This is a genomic window from Desulfotomaculum defluvii, assembly GCF_054657375.1.
The window spans coordinates 629277-648331 of the sequence record NZ_BAAHYV010000007.1 but is presented as its reverse complement, the minus strand read 5'-3'; the positions used below and the strand labels follow the sequence as shown (position 1 = coordinate 648331).

General features: G+C 36.9%; 18 protein-coding genes. 2 read left to right on the top strand and 16 right to left on the bottom strand.

Translation table 11 applies throughout. The features are described 5' to 3' along the window. Positions 1–200: 200 nt before the first annotated feature. The 8 genes from ACYQ03_RS10280 to ACYQ03_RS10245 all read right to left on the bottom strand — a co-directional run bounded on the left by ACYQ03_RS10280 (position 201) and on the right by ACYQ03_RS10245 (position 6020). Positions 201–572 (bottom strand): Na-translocating system protein MpsC family protein, encoded by a 372-nt coding sequence (locus ACYQ03_RS10280; RefSeq protein WP_459909751.1) that lies wholly within the window; start codon positions 570–572, stop codon positions 201–203. Between the two features lie 391 nt (positions 573–963). After that, a complete protein-coding gene (locus ACYQ03_RS10275) occupies positions 964–1239 on the bottom strand; it encodes a hypothetical protein (RefSeq protein WP_459909749.1) in 276 nt (91 codons plus the stop codon). A 461-nt stretch (positions 1240–1700) separates the two neighbouring features. Beyond that, positions 1701–3422: a SulP family inorganic anion transporter gene (locus tag ACYQ03_RS10270; RefSeq protein WP_459909747.1), complete on the bottom strand. Its 1722-nt coding sequence runs from the start codon at positions 3420–3422 to the stop codon at positions 1701–1703. 128 nt (positions 3423–3550) lie between these two features. Continuing rightward, complete coding sequence (locus ACYQ03_RS10265; RefSeq protein ID WP_459909745.1) at positions 3551–4087, bottom strand: CBS domain-containing protein; 537 nt, start codon at positions 4085–4087, stop codon at positions 3551–3553. A gap of 19 nt (positions 4088–4106) precedes the next feature. Then, positions 4107–4904 (bottom strand): WCX domain-containing protein, encoded by a 798-nt coding sequence (locus tag ACYQ03_RS10260; RefSeq protein WP_459910797.1) that lies wholly within the window; start codon positions 4902–4904, stop codon positions 4107–4109. Between the two features lie 13 nt (positions 4905–4917). After that, positions 4918–5283: a hypothetical protein gene (locus ACYQ03_RS10255; protein WP_459909743.1), complete on the bottom strand. Its 366-nt coding sequence runs from the start codon at positions 5281–5283 to the stop codon at positions 4918–4920. 56 nt (positions 5284–5339) lie between these two features. Then, positions 5340–5834 (bottom strand): CBS domain-containing protein, encoded by a 495-nt coding sequence (locus tag ACYQ03_RS10250; RefSeq protein WP_459909741.1) that lies wholly within the window; start codon positions 5832–5834, stop codon positions 5340–5342. A 27-nt stretch (positions 5835–5861) separates the two neighbouring features. Beyond that, positions 5862–6020, bottom strand: a complete 159-nt coding sequence (locus tag ACYQ03_RS10245; RefSeq protein ID WP_459909739.1) for a hypothetical protein — start codon at positions 6018–6020, stop codon at positions 5862–5864. Positions 6021–6488: 468 nt separating this feature from the next. Here ACYQ03_RS10245 and ACYQ03_RS10240 point away from each other — a divergent pair, with 468 nt between their 5' ends. After that, complete coding sequence (locus tag ACYQ03_RS10240; protein WP_459910796.1) at positions 6489–8021, top strand: ATP-binding protein; 1533 nt, start codon at positions 6489–6491, stop codon at positions 8019–8021. Then, positions 8014–9369, top strand: a complete 1356-nt coding sequence (locus ACYQ03_RS10235) for a sigma-54-dependent transcriptional regulator (RefSeq protein WP_459909737.1) — start codon at positions 8014–8016, stop codon at positions 9367–9369. The genes ACYQ03_RS10240 and ACYQ03_RS10235 overlap by 8 nt, the downstream gene beginning before the upstream one ends. A gap of 319 nt (positions 9370–9688) precedes the next feature. On the opposite strand, the gene ligD is transcribed toward ACYQ03_RS10235, so the two are convergent. The 8 genes from ligD to ACYQ03_RS10195 all read right to left on the bottom strand — a co-directional run bounded on the left by ligD (position 9689) and on the right by ACYQ03_RS10195 (position 18837). Then, a complete protein-coding gene (gene ligD, locus ACYQ03_RS10230) occupies positions 9689–10645 on the bottom strand; it encodes a non-homologous end-joining DNA ligase (RefSeq protein WP_459909735.1) in 957 nt (318 codons plus the stop codon). Between the two features lie 17 nt (positions 10646–10662). Next, positions 10663–11505, bottom strand: a complete 843-nt coding sequence (gene ku, locus ACYQ03_RS10225; protein WP_459909733.1) for a non-homologous end joining protein Ku — start codon at positions 11503–11505, stop codon at positions 10663–10665. 222 nt (positions 11506–11727) lie between these two features. Further along, positions 11728–13137: a SpoVR family protein gene (locus ACYQ03_RS10220; RefSeq protein ID WP_459909731.1), complete on the bottom strand. Its 1410-nt coding sequence runs from the start codon at positions 13135–13137 to the stop codon at positions 11728–11730. A 4-nt stretch (positions 13138–13141) separates the two neighbouring features. Then, positions 13142–14290, bottom strand: a complete 1149-nt coding sequence (gene yhbH / locus ACYQ03_RS10215) for a sporulation protein YhbH (protein ID WP_459909729.1) — start codon at positions 14288–14290, stop codon at positions 13142–13144. 11 nt (positions 14291–14301) lie between these two features. Next, positions 14302–16197, bottom strand: coding sequence for a PrkA family serine protein kinase (locus tag ACYQ03_RS10210; RefSeq protein ID WP_459909727.1), 1896 nt, complete (start codon positions 16195–16197; stop codon positions 14302–14304). A 285-nt stretch (positions 16198–16482) separates the two neighbouring features. Next, positions 16483–16641 carry a hypothetical protein gene (locus tag ACYQ03_RS10205; protein ID WP_459909725.1) on the bottom strand — a complete coding sequence of 53 codons (159 nt, stop codon included), beginning with the start codon at positions 16639–16641 and terminating at the stop codon, positions 16483–16485. Between the two features lie 98 nt (positions 16642–16739). Then, positions 16740–17465 carry a type 1 glutamine amidotransferase gene (locus ACYQ03_RS10200; protein WP_459909723.1) on the bottom strand — a complete coding sequence of 242 codons (726 nt, stop codon included), beginning with the start codon at positions 17463–17465 and terminating at the stop codon, positions 16740–16742. After that, positions 17437–18837, bottom strand: a complete 1401-nt coding sequence (locus ACYQ03_RS10195; RefSeq protein ID WP_459909721.1) for a MurT ligase domain-containing protein — start codon at positions 18835–18837, stop codon at positions 17437–17439. Before ACYQ03_RS10195 ends, ACYQ03_RS10200 begins: the two co-directional genes overlap by 29 nt. Positions 18838–19055 lie beyond the last annotated feature (218 nt).

Here is a 19055-nt window from a genome sequence, read left to right as displayed (position 1 = left end):
ATTTTATAACCTAAATAGTGTCATGCATTATCACTTCCTATATATCTCCTCCCTTCGTAAGACAAAAATAACAGACCAGCGTTTAACAAAGCAGAACAATCTGCCATTGATAACGCTGGTCTGTTATCACCAAGTCTCGCTTAGCGAAATACCTACCAACTTTAATTCCGCCTAGTAATCAGGCCCTTTATTCTAAGAGCTTAATCACCAGTAGATTTAATTTTTTTCTCTAAATCCACATCCAAGATAAATACTTCTATGCATTCACCAGTTCGAATACTGATATCTCCATGACTACTCTTAACCTTACATTGGGTGATTTCACTAATTATTTTTTCAATCTGTTCTACATAAGTATCTCTAAGCTCTACTCTTAACTGCTTAACTAAGGCTCTTCCTTTACGACTGCTACTAACATGCTTCTCTTCCTTGGTCAAAACTCCCGTTGACCTAATAATAACCATGTCTCTACAAATAATTGCCCTAGTACACTCTGGGCCTCGACCAACTAATAATCTTTGAAATTTAACGAATTCATCGCAAATCTTTTTTTCTAGACTGGACTGTGACATTTACCAGCCCCCTAACTAATGCCAAATCGCCTAGGTTCAATTTGTCATTACTCTTTGTGGCTTAAATGTAATAAATCACAAATTTTATGTACAGTGTGATTTTGATTTGTTTTTTGTGATTTTTATCACTTCCCTTTGGTTCTTGAACCATTGCTTATTTTCTCGTGGGATTAAATTATTTTGTCACCACTGTTTAGCTGTTAGCTCTTAGCCATTAGCTGTTAGTTAAAGGTTTTTCATGTCATCCCGGAGTGACAGCGAAGGATCTTAATCTTTCCGTTAGGATGACATAGGTTTATGGTAATCATGATAATTTTTCAAGAGAGCTAAAAGGCTAATGGCTAAAAGCTAATGACTAATAGCTAATAAAAAACTCCTGAATAATCAGGAGTTACACTGCACTGGGTGCTATTTCATTGCCAAAAAAGAAAAGTCGTTCTCTTTTACGATTAACTTCCAAATCCCCTTCCCGACATCTAAAATGCTGGCAGCGAGTAGGAATTACGGAAATATCTGTTACAATCATATAATCAATTTCTCCGGGTGCTTGGCGTTTTACCTCAGCTTCAACCATTGTAATGGCTTCCTGCATAAGGTTATTAAGTTTTAGTCTAATTTCACACTGATCTTTATTTATACATAAGCCACATTTAGAGGTTCCTACCATAAATCTTCCCCCCTTACATTATAAGTATGCCCGTAAACTAAAAAGGCCAGCACAATGTTCGGAAAGATTCCGTTTACAATGTGCTGGCCTACCCCATGCCAAGTAATACTTCGCATCTTGTCTGCCACATCATAAAAAAAGAAAAAGAGACGATTTATAATTATGACATAATGCTTTGTCTTAAGATAACTGTTTCGTGAATTTTTGTACAGCTTCAAGAAGCAGAGTATATAAAGATTAGCTTAAAATTGTTTCTGATTTCTTTAATATACTTCAATTTACTAAGTTAAAATAAAAAAAGCGATCAAATATCGCTTTTTTTATTTATTATGGGAAATTTTTTTTCATACAATAAGTCAAGGGAATCTAACCCTGCCATATTGTACTAATTATATAATTATTATAAAATTTAGTTTTATAACTTTTACTTTTAACAGATCCAGATCATAGTACTTTCATTCTTAGGTATGAACATATCCCTCTTGATTACTGTAACTAACCTTGCGTACAAAGGAACTTGCTTCGTCCAAAGCCTTACCAGAGGTAGCAAATACTTCATCATCTTCCATGAAGATGTTTTCCTTGCCAATATGTTCTACAATGTGCATTTTATCTAGCATTTTAAGAATTTTCGGTGTTACGCCAGATAAAATAACCTTTTTGTTATCACCATGGGCACGGTTTATAAATGCTTCAATAACTTCCAAAGCTGTAATATCAATAACAGATATTCCCTTGAATCGAATCATAAAGACCTTAGAATCTGAGTAGCCATCCGATAGCTTTCTTTCCAGATCCGCAGATGAGCCAAAGTACAAATTGCCTTCCAACTGGAAGATAGAAATAGACGGGTTCTGTCCATTTATTGCCTGTTCTACAAACCTACCATCATTGGCCCTGACCGGTGCCAGAGTTTTAACGGAGGCAACACCAGAGTCTTTTAAGTAAAGGATTAAGGATATTGCAACACCAGCGTAGATTGCCTGTTCTAATTCTGGGGCAAAAATAGTGGTAAACATGGTAATCAATAAAACAATGGCATCATTTCTATTAGTTTTAAGAACCTTTACCAATGCCTTTTTATCGATCATGGAGTAAGCCACGATCATAATTACACCTGCTAAGCTGGCATTAGGAATATATCTGGCATAGGGAGCAAAGAAAATCAAAACTAACAAGATAATAAAACCTACTAAAACACCTGCCAGACGAGTTTTACCTCCATTTTGGAAAGTAATAGCTGAACGGGTAAAGGAACCAGATCCAGCAATACTACTAAAGAAGGAACCACCCATATTAGCAATACCCTGACCAATAAACTCCTGGTTTGGATCAATTTTCTGCAACGTTTTTGAAGCAATGGCCTTGGAAATAGAAACGGCTTCCACCAGTCCAATGATGGCTATAACCAAAGCCCCAGCACCTAGATCAGCTACTGCAGTTGGACTAAAGTTCGGCATACTAAGGGGAGGAATAGCTTGGGGTATTTCACCTACCACCTTTATGCCATACTTTTCCAAACCCATGGTCATGACTAAAACCACAGATAAGATAACACCTAATAAAGCCCCGGGGATATTCTTATTTATTTTTTTACTAATTAAAATAACTGCAATTGTAAACAATCCAATGCCAAATGCTACATAATTCATTTGATCCAGGCTTTGGAAACAAGCTACTACCTTATCGATACTAGATAAGTGACCAGAGGGCAGCTTAACACCCAGTAAGTTATTTAGCTGTCCCATGGCAATGATAATACCAGCACCAGCTGTAAAACCTACAATAACTGCATGAGAAACATAGTTTACCAAGGACCCAAGTCTAAATACACCCATGGCAAACTGAATGGCACCAACCAAGAAAGTAAGTAAAAACAAATTTCCAAAGAAGTTATCCTGCCCAACATAGGCTGCCATATAGGCTGCTATTAACAAAGAAATAGCATTGGTTGGACCTGTAGCCAACTGGTGTGAGCTACCAAAGGAGGATGCTAGAATTGTTAAGACAATCCCGGCATAGAGACCGTAAGCAGGGTGAACACCTGCAATCATGGCATAGGCCATAGTTTGGGGTAAAGCAACAACAGCTACTGTTAGTGCTGCGATAAGGTCAAAGCGGAAATCTTTTTTATCATAGTTTTTCAGAGTATCCAAAATCGGTACGTACTTTAAAATATTCATAGTACATGCCTCCAACAAAATTATTTCGTTTATCATAAGGTGCTATAAACAAGATGTAATAGAAGTCATCTTAATTTGTGAAATAAAGAGCTTCGTTAGGATTAAAAAAAAGTACTTATTACCTCATCTCAGCCAGTTAATTCAACGCTTTGGCTAAGTGGTATGTCAATCAAATCACACATCTCGCAAATAAGCGAATCTGACGAAATAAGACCCACTGGATTATCTCCGTGCAAGACAAAAAGTAGGTTTGAACCACTATTGGTAAATTTTTCCGCAGCACTTATTAGTGTTTCGTCATCTTTAACACTAACCTCATTTATTGTTTTCATCCAGTAATGTACAGGAGAATTCATTTCTTCCTTAAGACGTTGTGTAAACAATCCTTCCCACAGAAGGGGCTTTACCAAAAAACCAGATATATTCCACCCACCATAATATTTATCTGCTGGGAGTGTTTTCGGACTGATGGCTTTTATTATCTCCTGAAAAGTCAAAAGTCCCACTGGTTTTTGACAAGTGTCTATTACCACTATACCGGCAACACCCTTTTGTGAAATACTTTGCCCTAGTACAGTAATTGCTGTGACCAAACTATCTTGTACTTGAATGACAAACTTTTGATCAATTAGTGTCATTAAGTCTTGAATTCTTTTTTCCTTCACATCCTCTCCTCCCCCCTTTTTAATAACTAATTAAATACTTACTTTTCGTAGAAATTATTTCATTTTTGTCCAACCTTCTTAGCCTACTGTTGTGGAGAATATCTTTACAGTTGTTAAGAACTTTAAAACGAAGATATCCTGGTTCTAATACATCAACTTCACTACCCCACACAGTTAACAAGCCTGCCATTTCTCTGCTTCTATTGGTCCGGATAAACAACACAAATGAGCCATCTCTAAGTTTTTGTTTTGAAACAACCTCACTTCCTAGAACTTGATAAACACCACTGAGAACTTTTGCAGAAACCCTGATTTTTATCTCCTCCCAGGAGCTTTCAGGTGATTTTGAAATAACCATAGTCTTACGACCAACGTAAACTGCGTCCTCACTATGTAAGGAGAACAGTGAAATATCAAAGGGTATAACAATACCTGCTTGACACATCCAGGTTCGTACTAATAATTCTTTAAGGAAATAACGTGCATACTGTATTTCATTGCGAACAAATTCAAGATCCGATAGCATATTAAGCAATAATAATTCCGCAGTAGAACTTTCATCTTTTTCTCTTATAGTATAGCCCCCAGAAGATTCTGCATTATGCTGAGTTGTTTTAAGAATTTCATACCCTAGATTTTGCAATTCATTTAAATAACGGTAGACCTGTCTTGTACTTACACCACATTTTTCGGCTAAATATTCTAGGGGGGCACCGCCCCGGTCATTATAATTTCTTAGCTCATTTAACATAATTTTTAAATTTTGCTCATGCTTATGTTTAACTTTTCTATTTATTTTTTTATCCAATACAATCACCCCATTACTTTTTTTAATGGCAGAAATATTGGACAACCTTTGCTTCACCGGATGCATAGTCCGTTCTGGCTTCTACCAACACTTTTAATACCTTTAGTTTTTCTTCCATTCCCATGTTTACCATTGTTTCTAAAATACTATTGGCATCGGAACTGACTAAGCCATTGTTTATAAGTTCCATAAGAATCAAACTATGTTTTACAATGTTGGTATTTAAATGCGGATACGCTGCACAAAGCTTTCCGGCTCTTATTATTTTGTCTATATCCAAAATTTCAAATATGTTCTCCGATACTTGAATTGAATTTATTATGTTTAAAAGATTATCTATCTCAGTGTCACTTGTTTCTTGAGTTTTCAGGTAAGATACATTGTTCATTTTATCCCTCACCCTTTTAACACTTAACCTATCAAGCAGAAGTTAATTTTATCATTTTAGAAAGTATTAGCTTCTACTAATTCACTCACTTCTTTAAATATTTCTACTGCCCTGATCATACCAACAATTTCTTCCTTCTCTTCCACAGGGACTAATTCAATTTCATTATTGGTTAGCATGAAAATAGCATCTAATATACTATCCCCAGCCTGAAGCCGTATATCTTGAACCGGCCTCATAATATCCTTAACTTTTTTATCAGCCTGGGTTAAACAAACATGTGTAAATAACCCATCCCAACACTTAGGTCCATCACGATCAATAGGAATAGATCGGATAATATCCCTAAAACTAAGCGTTCCAACTAATTGTTTTTTATTATTAAATACCAGTACAGACCGGTGAGCCTGTGATCCAGCCATATGTCCGGAATAGAAAGTGTTTTTTAGAACAAACATGGCATCTCGCAAAGAATTTTCCAAAAACACAGTTGCATAGTCCTGAATAGGTACCATGATATCTCGTACTTTTTTTTCCGTATTACAGGGCACCAGATACTCACACCCTTTACGAGAAAACTAAACATTTACAACGTCGTTATTTTTCTCCTCATCCTGCCCAAGGGAATAATACTTTTTGATAACTTCCACGATGATTTCACTAGTTTCTATCTCATTGAAAACGTTACAAGAATCAAACTTTTCCTGAACCCATTCTATAAATTGAGAACTGGTCATAGAAAGCCCTCCTCATGTGAATATAATACCTTGTTTCCTAGATTTTTCTGTCGCCCATTAGACCTTTTGTCTGTTTTCAAACATTAATGTAGTTTACTTAAATTAACCTAGAAGTTTTTTGATTAATATCAAACGTTTACATTTTGGGAATTGTTCAAATATGTTATAATGAGTCGCAAGCAAAACTCTTATATAATGCTTTTATTTTTTATTCTATTTTATATGCAATCTTCATGCCAATAGGAAAATTAGCTTTATCAGGCTGTTTTTAATAAAATATTGTTTGTTTTTATACAATAATAAACAATAGAGAAATATACCGTTCCAGATTCCCTTAGTTTTAAATAAAAAACCTTTATTGTGCTTGGTTTTGTGACCTTTGTAACAAAGAAAGTAGTGCTGTCTGTTATTATACAGTCATTCTTTCCCGGTGTGTGTTATCGCACACCTATAAGGGGGGTATAAATTCTGTTGATAACCTTAAAAAATAAATCCTTTGCTACTCAAATTATGGTTTTAGTCTCTGCCATATTGTTAATTCCAATTTTAGTCATGACCTATGATATTTTCTTTTCGAGTGCCAAAGATGAAATGTTATTAAAAACAAAAGAAGAACGTCTAGGTACAATGGTCAATACAACCGTGAGAGATCTTAATAAGCAACTTTTTCAAGCAACTAACCAAGGAATTAATAAAGATCTTTATATTAAGAAATTTTTAGAACAGGCATTTAAAATTACCGCCAAACCATTGGCCGATGCCAACCCCGGTGTGCGTTTGGGTCTTTATCTGCCGGATTCAAAAGATATCTATGTCTATGGTTTCTTGCATGAATATAGACCTATGAACCCAACGGAAGAAAAAGCTCGAGAACAAAGGATATTTAATGAAGCAGCTTCCGGTCTAGCAGCGGTATCTGCCACAAAGGAGCCTTTATCCCGAATTACTGGATCACTGGGGGATCAAACCTTTGAGTATTTAATGCCTGTGACACTTAATGGGGAACTCATAGCAGTTGCTTGGGCAGATGAGCGTGTTCATCCTGTTTTTGCCCAAAGTAGACAGTTTAGTTTTATCGCCAGATACCTTACTTTATTAGGATTAATCTTTGGTCTAGGAGCAGCCTTGTATGTAATTCATAATTTAGCATCCGAGGTTCAGGTAATTAAAAAGGGGCTATTAAGCATGGAGGAAGACCTTGATAAACGGCTACCCTCCATGCCAGGAGAAATCGGGGAAGTAGTCCAAGCTATCAATAATCTAGCACAGTCCCTAAAAGAGAAAAAAAGACTCCAGGATGAATTAATGCGTTCAGAAAGACTTGTGGCCCTAGGACGACTGGTTACTGGTGTAGCCCATGAGTTAAGGAACCCATTGGGTATAGTTAGAGCCACTGTTCAAGTTATGGAGGGGGAATATAAAAATCTCGAAGGGATTAAAGACTATACCAAAGTAATTTGTGAGCAAATTGACAGAGGAAACAAAGTTGTTCAAGAATTATTAGATTTTGGCAAACCAAGCAAACCAATTGTAAGCCCAACTGATTTAAATTGGTTGCTTGAATCTATCCTTACTTTTACTCATCCTATTCTAAGACAAAATAATATTAAGTTAATTAAGGAATTTACTGAACCATTGCCTAAAGCAAATATAGATTCAGATCGTATAAAGCAGGTGTTCGTCAATTTAATTTTAAATGCAATTCAAGCTATGCCTAATGGTGGTAGCCTGAAAATTAAAACCTTTGCTGAAAAGGATTACGCTAAGGTCCAATTTACTGATACTGGTACAGGTATTATAGACAAAGATCTACCTCGTATATTTGACCCCTTCTATACTACCAAGGAGGATGGAGCTGGCCTCGGCTTGTCCATAAGTCATCAAATAGTTCGTATGCATAATGGTATCATAAGGGTTTCCGATACATCACCCACAGGCACCACCTTTGATGTTAGTCTCCCCCAATCCAACCTACAGGAAGGAAGTGTTGTGATTGAATAAAATATTGGTAATAGATGATGAGGAACATATGTGTTGGGCCTTGGAGAGAGGGTTACGTCAAGAGGGTTACCAGGTTTTTACTGCAATTAGAGGGAGTCAAGGTCTTGATATTATTCGTAAAGAAACGCCTTCTCTAGTTATTTTAGATTTAAAAATGCCAGAGATGAATGGGCTTGAGGTTCTTATTAAGGCTAAAGATATATTACCAAAACTCCCAATAATTATGATTACTGCACACGGAACAATTGACACTGCCATTGAGGCAATGAAACTGGGAGCAACTGACTATATAACAAAACCCTTTGATCTGGATGAACTTAAATTAGTAGTCAAACAAGCCTTAATGGTTAATCACTTGCAAGAAGAGGTAACCTTTTACCGTTCAGAATTAAATAAAAAATATGGTCAAATAGTGGGTAACAGTCAGGGTATTCAAGATGTTTGTATGTTAATAGAAAAAGTTGCAGATAGTAATGCCACAGTTCTCGTCACTGGTGAAAGTGGAACGGGTAAAGAAATTACTGCACTCTCCATACATCAACTCAGTTCCCGGCGGGAAAAGCCCTTCGTTCCCATTAACTGCGCAGCACTTCCTGAATCGTTATTGGAAAGTGAGTTATTCGGACATGAAAAAGGGGCTTTTACAGGGGCTGTAGCCCGAAAACTGGGAAGATTTGAATTAGCTAATGAAGGTACTCTCTTCCTTGATGAAATAACTGAGATGCCTTTATCTATGCAGGTAAAGCTTCTTAGGGTATTACAAGAGAAGGTATTTGAAAGAGTCGGTGGAACAGATAGTATAAAAATTAATGTTAGGGTTATTGCTGCAACTAACAGGGATCCCTTAGAATGTATCAAAAATGGTACTTTTAGAGAGGATCTATATTACCGGCTGAACGTATTACCTATTCATTTGCCCCCATTAAGGGATCGGAAAGAAGATATACCACTATTGGTTATGCATTTTATTAAAAAATTTAACCCATCACAGGAGCAAAGAATGTCCCCTGAAGCAATGGGTTTATTAATATCCTACGAATGGCCCGGTAATATTCGGGAGTTACAAAATGTTATTGAAAGGTCAATAATTTTATCCCAAGGCAATGAAATAAAACCACACCATTTACCAAAGGAAATTCAAAAGGTTGATAATACTAAAATTGAAGCAAATCCTAGACTTATTATCAATTTTCCAGAAGGTGGCATTTCCTTTGATGAAGTGGAAAAGGAATTAATTCTGTTAGCCCTGGAAAAGAGTCAGGGTAATCAGACCAAAGCAGCTCAATTATTAGGTATTACTCGCTCTGCACTGCTTTATCGAGCACAAAAATACCAGATAAAATTCTAGTTAGCTAGAATGGCCTAGGCCTTGTAATATTTCATTGGTTAGTGGTAACTGTAATTTATATCCATATATCTTTGCCTTCAGCCGTCAGCCATCAGCTTAATATGATTTTCTAAAATGCCTTAGGCATGAGCCTTAGACCATAGACTTCTTTTTGCATGTATTTGCTTTAAAGCCCTTAACTCATGGGCCCTGTGCCTTGGGCTATGAGCTAAAGAACCCCAAATTAAAACTTACAAAAAGCCTAAGGCCCATGACTCATGGCCCAAGGCCAGTTCCAAAGTTTTAAAGCTGATGGCTGATGGCTGAAGGCTATTTTTCTTTATTTCTCAACCTGTTTTATGGTACACTCCTCTGGTTTCTTATCCTCCCGAAGTCCCTTGTAGCTAGGATGACGCAAACGACCATCCGGGCTAAGCTCTGTATAATTAACCTCACACACCAATACTGGTTTGACCCAGACTGGTGCACGAAATTCTCCCTTGACCGGATTAAAAACCGCTGTATCAGTCTTTACCTGATTCAGTATAGTCAGTAAATTAATTTCCTCGTCTCTGGTAAAGCCTGTGCCCACCTTTCCCATATAAACCCATTGCCCTTGATCATAGGCAACAAGTACCAGAGAACCAAGTTTTCTTTGTCCTTCACCCCTATCCCAACCAGCAATAACAAATTCTGCTGATCGTATGTTACGAATTTTTCTCCAGGCATTTGACCTTTTACCAGAAATATAAGGGCTGTCCAAACGTTTAGCCATAACACCCTCGAGACCTATCCGTCGAACTGCCTCACTAAATTGTATGCCGGAGCCATATACATACTGGGACACAATAATATCTGAACCATGCTCCACAATTCTCTCTAAATCTTTCTTTCTTAGCTCTAAAGGTTGGTTCATAATACTTTCTCCATCTTTGTATAAAACATCAAAGGCGATAAAGGTTGCCGGAATTTGCTTTGACATCCTTTTTACTTTTAGTATATCTGATATTTTACCTCGGGATTGAAGTTTACTAAAGGAAGGTTTCCCTTCATCTAAAACCACAATTTCTCCGTCTAGTATTACGGGTTTGCCACTAACTTTATTATGCAAATGCAGCAACTCTGGAAATCTTTCAGTCAGGTCCAATAGGTTACGAGATAAGATTGTAGTTTGCTCATCCAGATAGGCTAGAGCCCTGTAACCATCCCATTTTATCTCATATAAATAATCATCACTATTAAAGGGGTCCGCCTGTATAGCTAACATGGGTTTTATTTTTGGTAAATTAGTGCTCATTTAATTCCAACTTTCATTTACGATGCCGTAGCCTTTTTAGTTCTAGTAGCTTTCTTCTTCAGAGCATCCTTTTTATTTTTATTATCTCTTTCTTGTTGTGCCAAATCGATGCTTGCTTTTAGAGCAGACATTAAATCCACTACTTTATCTGTTTGAGCGGTAGGTACAGTTTCCACTTCTTCTCCGGCAATTTTTGCTTGAATTACTTCTAGGAGTTGCTGTCGATAATCATCGGTGTATTTTTCCGGTTGAAAGGTTGCTGATAAATTATTTATTAGGCTTACGGCCATTTTTAATTCATTATCATGGATTTCAATCTTATAGTCTAGTTCAGGAATCCCTTGTGGTTTTCTAACTTCATCGGGGTAAAACATTGTACTTATGCTAAGAATTCCATCAGCTACCCTGATGGCAGCTAAAGATTCCTTATTACGAATAACAACCTTGGCAATGGCTACCTTACCTGTTTCTTGCATGGATTTTTTAAGTAGTTCATAGACTTTTTGGCCACCTTCACCAGGTGCTAGGTAATAGGCCTTTTCAAAATATACCGGGTCTATATCACTTAAATCTACAAAATCAACGATATTTATGCTCCTCGTAGACTCAACAGGTAAGCTTTCAAAGTCTTCATCTTTCATCACAACATATTTTCCCTTTTCATATTCATATCCCTTGACAATTTCCTCATTACTAATTTCTGTATCACAATAGGGGCAATATCTACGATATTGCACAGGGGTTTTACATTTTTCATGTAAATAATTAAATTTAATATTTTTCTTCTCCGTGGCTGCATACATTTTAACCGGTACATAAACCAAGCCAAAACTTACGGCACCTTTCCAAAGGGGTCTCATAGTTTACCCTCCCGTAATTTTTTCTTAGTATGTCCACCTCAGTGCTGAAAAGTCTCTTATACTTTCAAGTTTGCATGGGGTTGCACAATGACTAATCATTCTTGTGTAGATATAATAAGGGAACGAACCCTGTGTCGTTCCCTTATTATATCTATTAAATTTAAATGTAAAAAAAGTGTCGCATACCTACTAAAAAGTAGTTTTGCGACACTTCCTTGTACTTTATAGAAATTTCCGATTGCCCTTTTCTCCATCAAAAGAAAATAATGCAGGTTTATTATCTATTTGGGTTTCTAGGTGAACAGGTCTATTCCAAAGATTGTAGACATGTATCAGTGTCTTTTCCAGGTATTTTATGTCCAATTCCCTATCTTCAAAAATATGTTTCAAGTATAACTCTCCGCGCAGGCCAAAATCTCCATCTGCCACCATAATCACTGGAATTCCACAGTTTGTCATACTATAAACTAAATAATCCCTTACTTTCTCCCAATTCTTCTCGACAATTTTCCAGTCATGCCCAACTTTACGGTAAAGATACAAATCCAGTTCTTCTACTAATTCCTTTGTTAAATAGTTTCTTAAAAAGGAAACATCATTGTCAATCTCTCTTATTTCAAATAACTTTTCCCTTCCTGCTCCTTCTCCGTACTCTTTATCCCAACGCTTTTCAATATCTTCTAACATCTTAAGTCCAAGATAATAGGGATTGATGCTATTACGGGAGGGAAGAATTACTCCAGCATTCATTTTGGCAAACTCAATAACTTCCGCTTCGTTTAGCTCCATTTCCCTCATAATTCTGAGATGCCAATAAGTTGCCCAACCCTCATTCATAATTTTAGTTTGCATTTGGGGCCAGAAATATAACATTTCATCTCTTAGGGTTGATAGAATATCCAACTGCCATTCTTCCAAGCCTTTGGCATTATCCATAACAAATAAAAGAAGATCCTTTTCTGGTTGTTGTGGTAGCTTAGTTTGTTTTTTCTTTGAGCAATTCCCTTGACAATCACAATTATGAGCCGGTTTTTCCAAATCCCACAAGTCATCGTAATCACCAATTTTTTTGCTTTTTGAGCAACATCCTTTCTCCTCTTCGTTGTTTCTCTTCTTGACCATCCTATGGGGGTCGATATGTTCCTGAATGGACATAACAGTGTCAATAAAATTTTCCACCCTTTGTTGCCCATAAATCAGTTCATATTGACGAAATCTTTCCGCTGCCACAGCCATTGATTCAATAATATCCTTGGGATTGGTATGACTAAAGTAAACATTATTTTTAAAAAAATCACAGTGGGCTAACACATGGGCAGAGACCATCTTATTTTGAATAATTGTATTTCCCTCTAATAGAAAAGCATAACAAGGATTTGAGTTAATCACCATTTCATAAATTCTACTTAAATTATAATCATATTGTGTTTTCATTCTATGATAATTTTTTCCAAAACTCCAGTGTGTAAAACGCGTTGGCATGCCATAGGCTCCAAAGGTATAAAGGATATCTCCTGGACATATTTCAAAACGCATGGGATAAAAATCTAGTTTAAAGCCTTTGGCAATTTCAATCATTTTTGGAATAGCATCTTCCAGTTGTCTCAATTCTTCTGTAATCTGATCTCTCATCTGGTTACCCTCCCCTTTGGTCGGGTTTCTTGAAGAAAGCTCTCAGTGCAGGATATACCCCAGACTTATCTCGAATACTAACACTTACAAAGCGGGAATGATTTATTTTTTTAAAGAATGAATTCAAAGTACTGGTATAGTAATAAGGTCCCTCTATTTCCCCATAGCCAACTAAACTACATTTAGCCAACAACTTATCGATTAACTGAATACATTTTTCATTATCACTGGTTAGATTATCGCCATCTGAAAAATGAAAAGCATATATATTATAATCATCTTTAGGATACCTGGTATTGATTAGATCTAATGCAAGCTGGTAAACAGAGGAACAACGGGTACCTCCACTTTCCCCTTTGGTAAAAAACTCTTCCTCAGTAACTTCTTTGGCCTCAGTATGGTGTGCCAAAAAAACTATTTCAACATTTTGGTATTTAGTCCTTAAAAAACGTACCATCCAGAAAAAGAAGCTTCTAGCAATATATTTTTCAAAGGGGCCCATGGAACCAGAGGTATCCATCATGGCTAGGACAACAGCACTGGATTCAAACTTAGGTACAACCTCCCAAGTTTTATATCTCAGATCCTCCGGGGTGATACCATGAATACCCGGATTACCCTTTAAGGCATTTCGTTTGAGAACTTCTAGTATAGTTCTTTTCCTGTCAACATTACTTTGGATCCCATATTTACGTACATCTCTAAATTCTACAGATTCAGAGGCCAATTTTTTGTTCTTCTTTTCTTCCAAATTTGGTAAGTCCAAATCTTCAAATACGATTTTCTCAATTTCATCAATGGTTACATCTGCCTCATAGTAGTCATGCCCTGGATCTTCTCCTGCTCCAGGACCTTTTCCAGGACCCGGTTGAGGTTCACTGCCAATTATATCACCAATCTTGCTTTTCCCATCTCCCTGGCCGGTATGTTTCTGCTTTCGAACATCATAGCGAAAACGGTACTGTTCCAAGGAACGGATAGGTACCTTAACAACTCTCCGTCCATCGGATAAAATAATACTTTCTTCACTAACAATATCTGCAAGATTCTTCTTAATTGCTTCACGTACCTTTTCACGGTGACGGTGTTGGTCAACTTCACCTTTGCGGTGAAGTGACCAATCCTCCCTGGATATGATAAAATTGTATGTCACAGCTATCACTCCTAGCGGCTTAACAAACTACCTACATATTTTAATAGTTCATTGGCACAGACCGGACAATACCCATGTTCAGCAATTAATCTAGCACTGACCTCATTAATTCTTTTAAGCTGTTCTCCATCTGGAGTTTTGCTTGAGGTTGTAATCTTGACTATATCTTTTAAATCCGCAAAAAGCTTTTTCTCAATGGCTTCACGCAATCTCTCATGACTGTTGTAATTGAATTTTTTATTTTTTCTTGCATAACTGGATAAACGTATTAAGATTTCTTCCCGGAAAGCTTTCTTTGCATTTTCGGATATACCAATTTGTTCTTCAATGGACCTCATTAATTTTTCATCGGGATCCATTTCCTCGTCGGTAATTGGATCCTTAATTTTAACTCCATTACAAAAGGCTTCTACGTTATCTAGATAGTTATTAAATAATACCTTGGCAGACTCCTCAAAAGAGTAAACAAAGGCCTTTTGCACTTCCTTTTTGGCCATCTCATCGTACTCTTTGCGTGCAATAGAGATAAAGTTTAGAAGTCTTTCCTTTTCCTCTTGGGTTATAGATGGATGCTGGTCCAATCCATCCTTTATTGCCCTTAAAACATCTAACGGATTAATACATTGGGTATTGGTTCTAATTAACGCTGAGGACAAGCGATTAATGACGTAGCGTGGGTCAACCCCACTCATCCCCTCATCAACAGCCTCATTTTGAAGTTCCTTGAGATCTTTTTGTTTAAACCCTTCTACATCTTCTCCATCATATAGTTTCATTTTCTTAACAATATCCATACCTTGTTTTTTCGATTCTTTTAGTCTGGACAGAACTGAAAAAACACTTGCTACTCTTAAGGCGTGGGGCGCAATATGAATAGAACTTAAATCGCTTTGCTTTATTAATTTTTCATATATTTTTACTTCATCTGTAACCTTCAAGTTATAAGGTATTTTCATAACAATAATACGTGATTGCAGTGCTTCATTTTTCTTGTTGCTAATAAAAGTCCGATATTCATTTTCATTAGTATGGGCGATAATCATTTCATCTGCATAAATTAACGCAAACCTGCCAGCCTTAAAATTGCCCTCCTGAGATAGGGATAAAAGATTCCAAAGAAATTTCTCATCGCACTTTAACATTTCCTGAAATTCCATCAGGCCTCGGTTGGATATATTTAATTCACCATCAAAGCGATAGGCCCGAGGATCTGATTCGGAACCATACTCCGCAATGGTTGAAAAGTCTATACTACCCGTTAAATCTGCAATATCTTGGGATTTTGGATCTGAGGGAGTAAAGGTTCCAATCCCCGTACGCTCATCTTCCGAAAGAAATACTCTTTCGACCTGAACGTTTTCTATTCTACCGCCGTATTCTGTTTCTAGCATCATACGGCAAGATGGACAAAGTTCACCCTCAATATAAACTCCATATTCCTTGGCAAACTCTTCCCGTAAATCCTTCGGAATTAGATGCAGTGGCTCCTCATGCATGGGACAACCTTTAATTCCGTAGAGAGCACCCTTTTCTGTTCGACTAAATTGCTCCAGCCCGCTTTTAAGCATTGCTACTAAGGTAGACTTACCACCACTAACTGGACCCATTAATAGTAAAATCCGCTTACGAACATCCAAACGACGTGCTGCCGGATGAAAATACTCTTCAACTAATTTTTCCAGAGGTATATCCAGGCCAAAAATTTCTTTGGAAAAAAACTTATATTCCTTGCTACCTTCTTTTTCATTGACTCCTGCTTCTTTTATCATATTGTATATTCTGGCATGAGCCAGTTGAGTTATATAGGGCTTTTCCTTAACAATTTTTAGGTAGTCCTGAAAAGTACCTTCCCAAGACAAACTATTTTCTAATGATCGGTAATCCACTAAACGTTTAAGAAAATCCACTCTTTTATCACTCCTTTGCAATGGGAATAAGATGTACAAAACTTACTATAAAATTTATATGCCGCCGACCATATAAAAAGAAGGTTTGTACTAAAAGTAACTTTTTTGTAATCATTTTGTATAAGTATGCGGATATACAATTTTAGTTGTAAATTTTGTCTATTGTATTCCCCTAAACGTAAAAAGTTACCTATAACTTATAAGAATATAAATAATCATAAAACAAATAAAAAACACTACCCTATAAGTAGTGTTAGAGAATTAATCATATTTTTTTGACCCGGATTAATGGCGATAAGATTTATTATCTCGATTGGCTTCCTCCTGATCTAGTTTGGTAATAATTAAGTTTTTGTCTTCCATCGAAGATTTATCAACGTTTAAATTCGGTACCAAGCGGTAACAAACTTCTTCTCCCTCGATCCATGTCAGCAAGTATTGCATGAAACCACCTCCGTACTCGTATTCTGTATACAGTATTAATCCTTGTGATTATTGTAGCAAATTGTAGGGCAGCTGACAATACTTTTATGGAATTTATATTATTTTTTTATGTAGCGATCTACCATAACACTTACAGCCTGATCTTCAAAATAATCTTCCAATGGTAATAACTCCTGTTTTATTCCCCTTCGTTCTAATGAAAGTTTAATTAAAATATCCGTCAGTTTACTATTTTTAGGTAAGAGTGGTCCGTGTAAATAAGAACAAAATACATTCTTGTACCTCGCCCCTTCTAAACCATCCTGCCCATTGTTACCATATCCTGCGAGAACCTTACCAAGGGGATCTAAATTTCCGATAAAGGTTTGTCCAGAATGATTTTCAAAACCTACAATCTTTACAGTTTCAGTTTCAATTTTCATTTCTACAATTACATTTCCAATAAGTCTTTCATCCCCAGCCTTTGTATAAAGATCTAAGATACCTAAGCCAGGTATCTTTTGACCTTCAAAGGTAAGATAATATTGGCCCATCATCTGATATCCCCCACATATGGCCAATACTACCAATCCCTGATCGATAGCTTCTTTAAGGGAATTTTTGCGTTCAAGGAGGTCTGCAGCCATTAGGTTCTGCTCTCTATCAGATCCTCCACCTAGGAACAAAAAATCAATGTCATTAAAATCCACCGGTTCGCCAACATTTACTTCTACACATTCTACCGGTATATTCCGCCAACGACAACGTTGCATAAAGGCAATTACATTACCCCTATCTCCATACAAGTTTAATAAATCAGGATACAGATGACAAACCTTTAACATGATCTTCCTCCTTTCCTGCCAACCCTAATAATATTTTCTGGGCAGACCAGAGGGCAGTATATGTAGAAAAAAGATATGCACTTTCACCCGAATCTTCTAAGGTCTTTTGAATAGCTCTTGCCATATCCCTAACAACAGTAATTTTTTCCATGGGTACCCCTGCATATTTTAGGCGTAGGGCCATTTCTTCCCCTCGCAGTCCTGAACATGTAAAGTTTGTAATACTATCCTGACCATTAGCCAAGTGTTCAAAATCAACATCCCAAAGCCATGATATATCCCTGCCATCTGCATCATTATCGTTAATAGCAATAAACACACTTTTGGAGCCAGGTATACTAAGAAGGGTAGAGATTCCCTCGTTAAATCCGGTTGGGTTTTTAACTAAATTTAAAATTGCCCTTTTGCCATGATATTCAAAGGTTTCCATCCTTCCGATGGCTGGTTTATATTTAAGCAGCCCTTGTTGAATCTGTTGGATATCAATACCTATTAGATAACCAACACAAAAGGCAGCCAGCGCATTATATAGGTTGTAGAAACCCTGAGTATTAATGGTTAAGGTAGTTTGTCCCTGGGGATACCGAACATGACATTTTAATGAAGTACCTTGGTTATCAATAGCCAGCGCCTCAACCTCAGGTTCTTGACGTTTAAAGCCGCATTCAAAGCAGGAATAGGATCCCAACTGACTATACTGATAAGAATCATAATGTAGTTGATTACCACAATGGGGACAAAACCTAGATTCTCTAGTTTGCTTTGTCTCATTTTCTATCCGTAGATTGGATGAAAGGCCAAAATAGCTTGTATCATGACCAGTGGCACTTTGCATCTGAGCCACCAGTGGATCATCGGTATTTAATATTAAATGTACCTGTGGTAAAGTCTTTAGGGCTTCCCTAACCAATTTAACGGTGGTGTCTAATTCACCATAGCGATCTAATTGATCCCTAAAAAAATTGTTCACCACAACAAATTGTGGTTTAACTTCCTGAACTACCTTGGGAAAGGATGCTTCATCAACCTCGAGTAGTGCAAAATCACAATCTAATTTTCCCAAGTAATTTGCGTATTTTACAAAGGCTGCGGTTACCCCAGTAATTAAGTTGGCACCTTCTTGATTTATAACAACTCGGTATCCCCCGGTTTGTATGATATTGGCAATCATATTATTGGTTGTTGTCTTACCATTGGTGCCAGTAACCATAATAACACCTTGACGGGCCTGTCCCGCTAAATCCTTTAAGGTATTTTTATATAATTTTCTAGCAACTACACCAGGCAAGGAAGATCCTTTCCAACCAAATTTTCGGCTGACAAAGGCGGCAAACTTGGCAACCATAACTGCCAGTGAAAGTCTTATGTTCATGTACAACCCACCGTTTTTGTATATTCTTTAAGTAACAACGATTATTATATCCTTCTTCCTTTAAATTGGCAATTATTCCTACCACGGGATTCAACAAATTATCTTCTTTACGGTATAATTAGGTATAATAAGACAATATGATAAAAAAATCTAAACTCAAAACAAACACTTATGTAAAATACAGCGGGGGTGCTATCGTTATCCCCCGTTCGCTCCTG

What these genes read in the sequence shown, in the direction of transcription:
- ACYQ03_RS10205 (WP_459909725.1), bottom strand. Translation starts at nt 16,641, where the DNA reads ATGCAATACTTGCTGACATGGATCGAGGGAGAAGAAGTTTGTTACCGC.
- ACYQ03_RS10255 (WP_459909743.1), bottom strand. Translation starts at nt 5,283, where the DNA reads ATGAACAATGTATCTTACCTGAAAACTCAAGAAACAAGTGACACTGAG.
- ligD (WP_459909735.1), bottom strand. Translation starts at nt 10,645, where the DNA reads ATGAGCACTAATTTACCAAAAATAAAACCCATGTTAGCTATACAGGCG.
- ACYQ03_RS10195 (WP_459909721.1), bottom strand. Translation starts at nt 18,837, where the DNA reads ATGAACATAAGACTTTCACTGGCAGTTATGGTTGCCAAGTTTGCCGCC.
- ACYQ03_RS10270 (WP_459909747.1), bottom strand. Translation starts at nt 3,422, where the DNA reads ATGAATATTTTAAAGTACGTACCGATTTTGGATACTCTGAAAAACTAT.
- ku (WP_459909733.1), bottom strand. Translation starts at nt 11,505, where the DNA reads ATGAGACCCCTTTGGAAAGGTGCCGTAAGTTTTGGCTTGGTTTATGTA.
- ACYQ03_RS10220 (WP_459909731.1), bottom strand. Translation starts at nt 13,137, where the DNA reads ATGAGAGATCAGATTACAGAAGAATTGAGACAACTGGAAGATGCTATT.
- ACYQ03_RS10280 (WP_459909751.1), bottom strand. Translation starts at nt 572, where the DNA reads ATGTCACAGTCCAGTCTAGAAAAAAAGATTTGCGATGAATTCGTTAAA.
- ACYQ03_RS10200 (WP_459909723.1), bottom strand. Translation starts at nt 17,465, where the DNA reads ATGTTAAAGGTTTGTCATCTGTATCCTGATTTATTAAACTTGTATGGA.
- ACYQ03_RS10245 (WP_459909739.1), bottom strand. Translation starts at nt 6,020, where the DNA reads ATGACCAGTTCTCAATTTATAGAATGGGTTCAGGAAAAGTTTGATTCT.
- ACYQ03_RS10275 (WP_459909749.1), bottom strand. Translation starts at nt 1,239, where the DNA reads ATGGTAGGAACCTCTAAATGTGGCTTATGTATAAATAAAGATCAGTGT.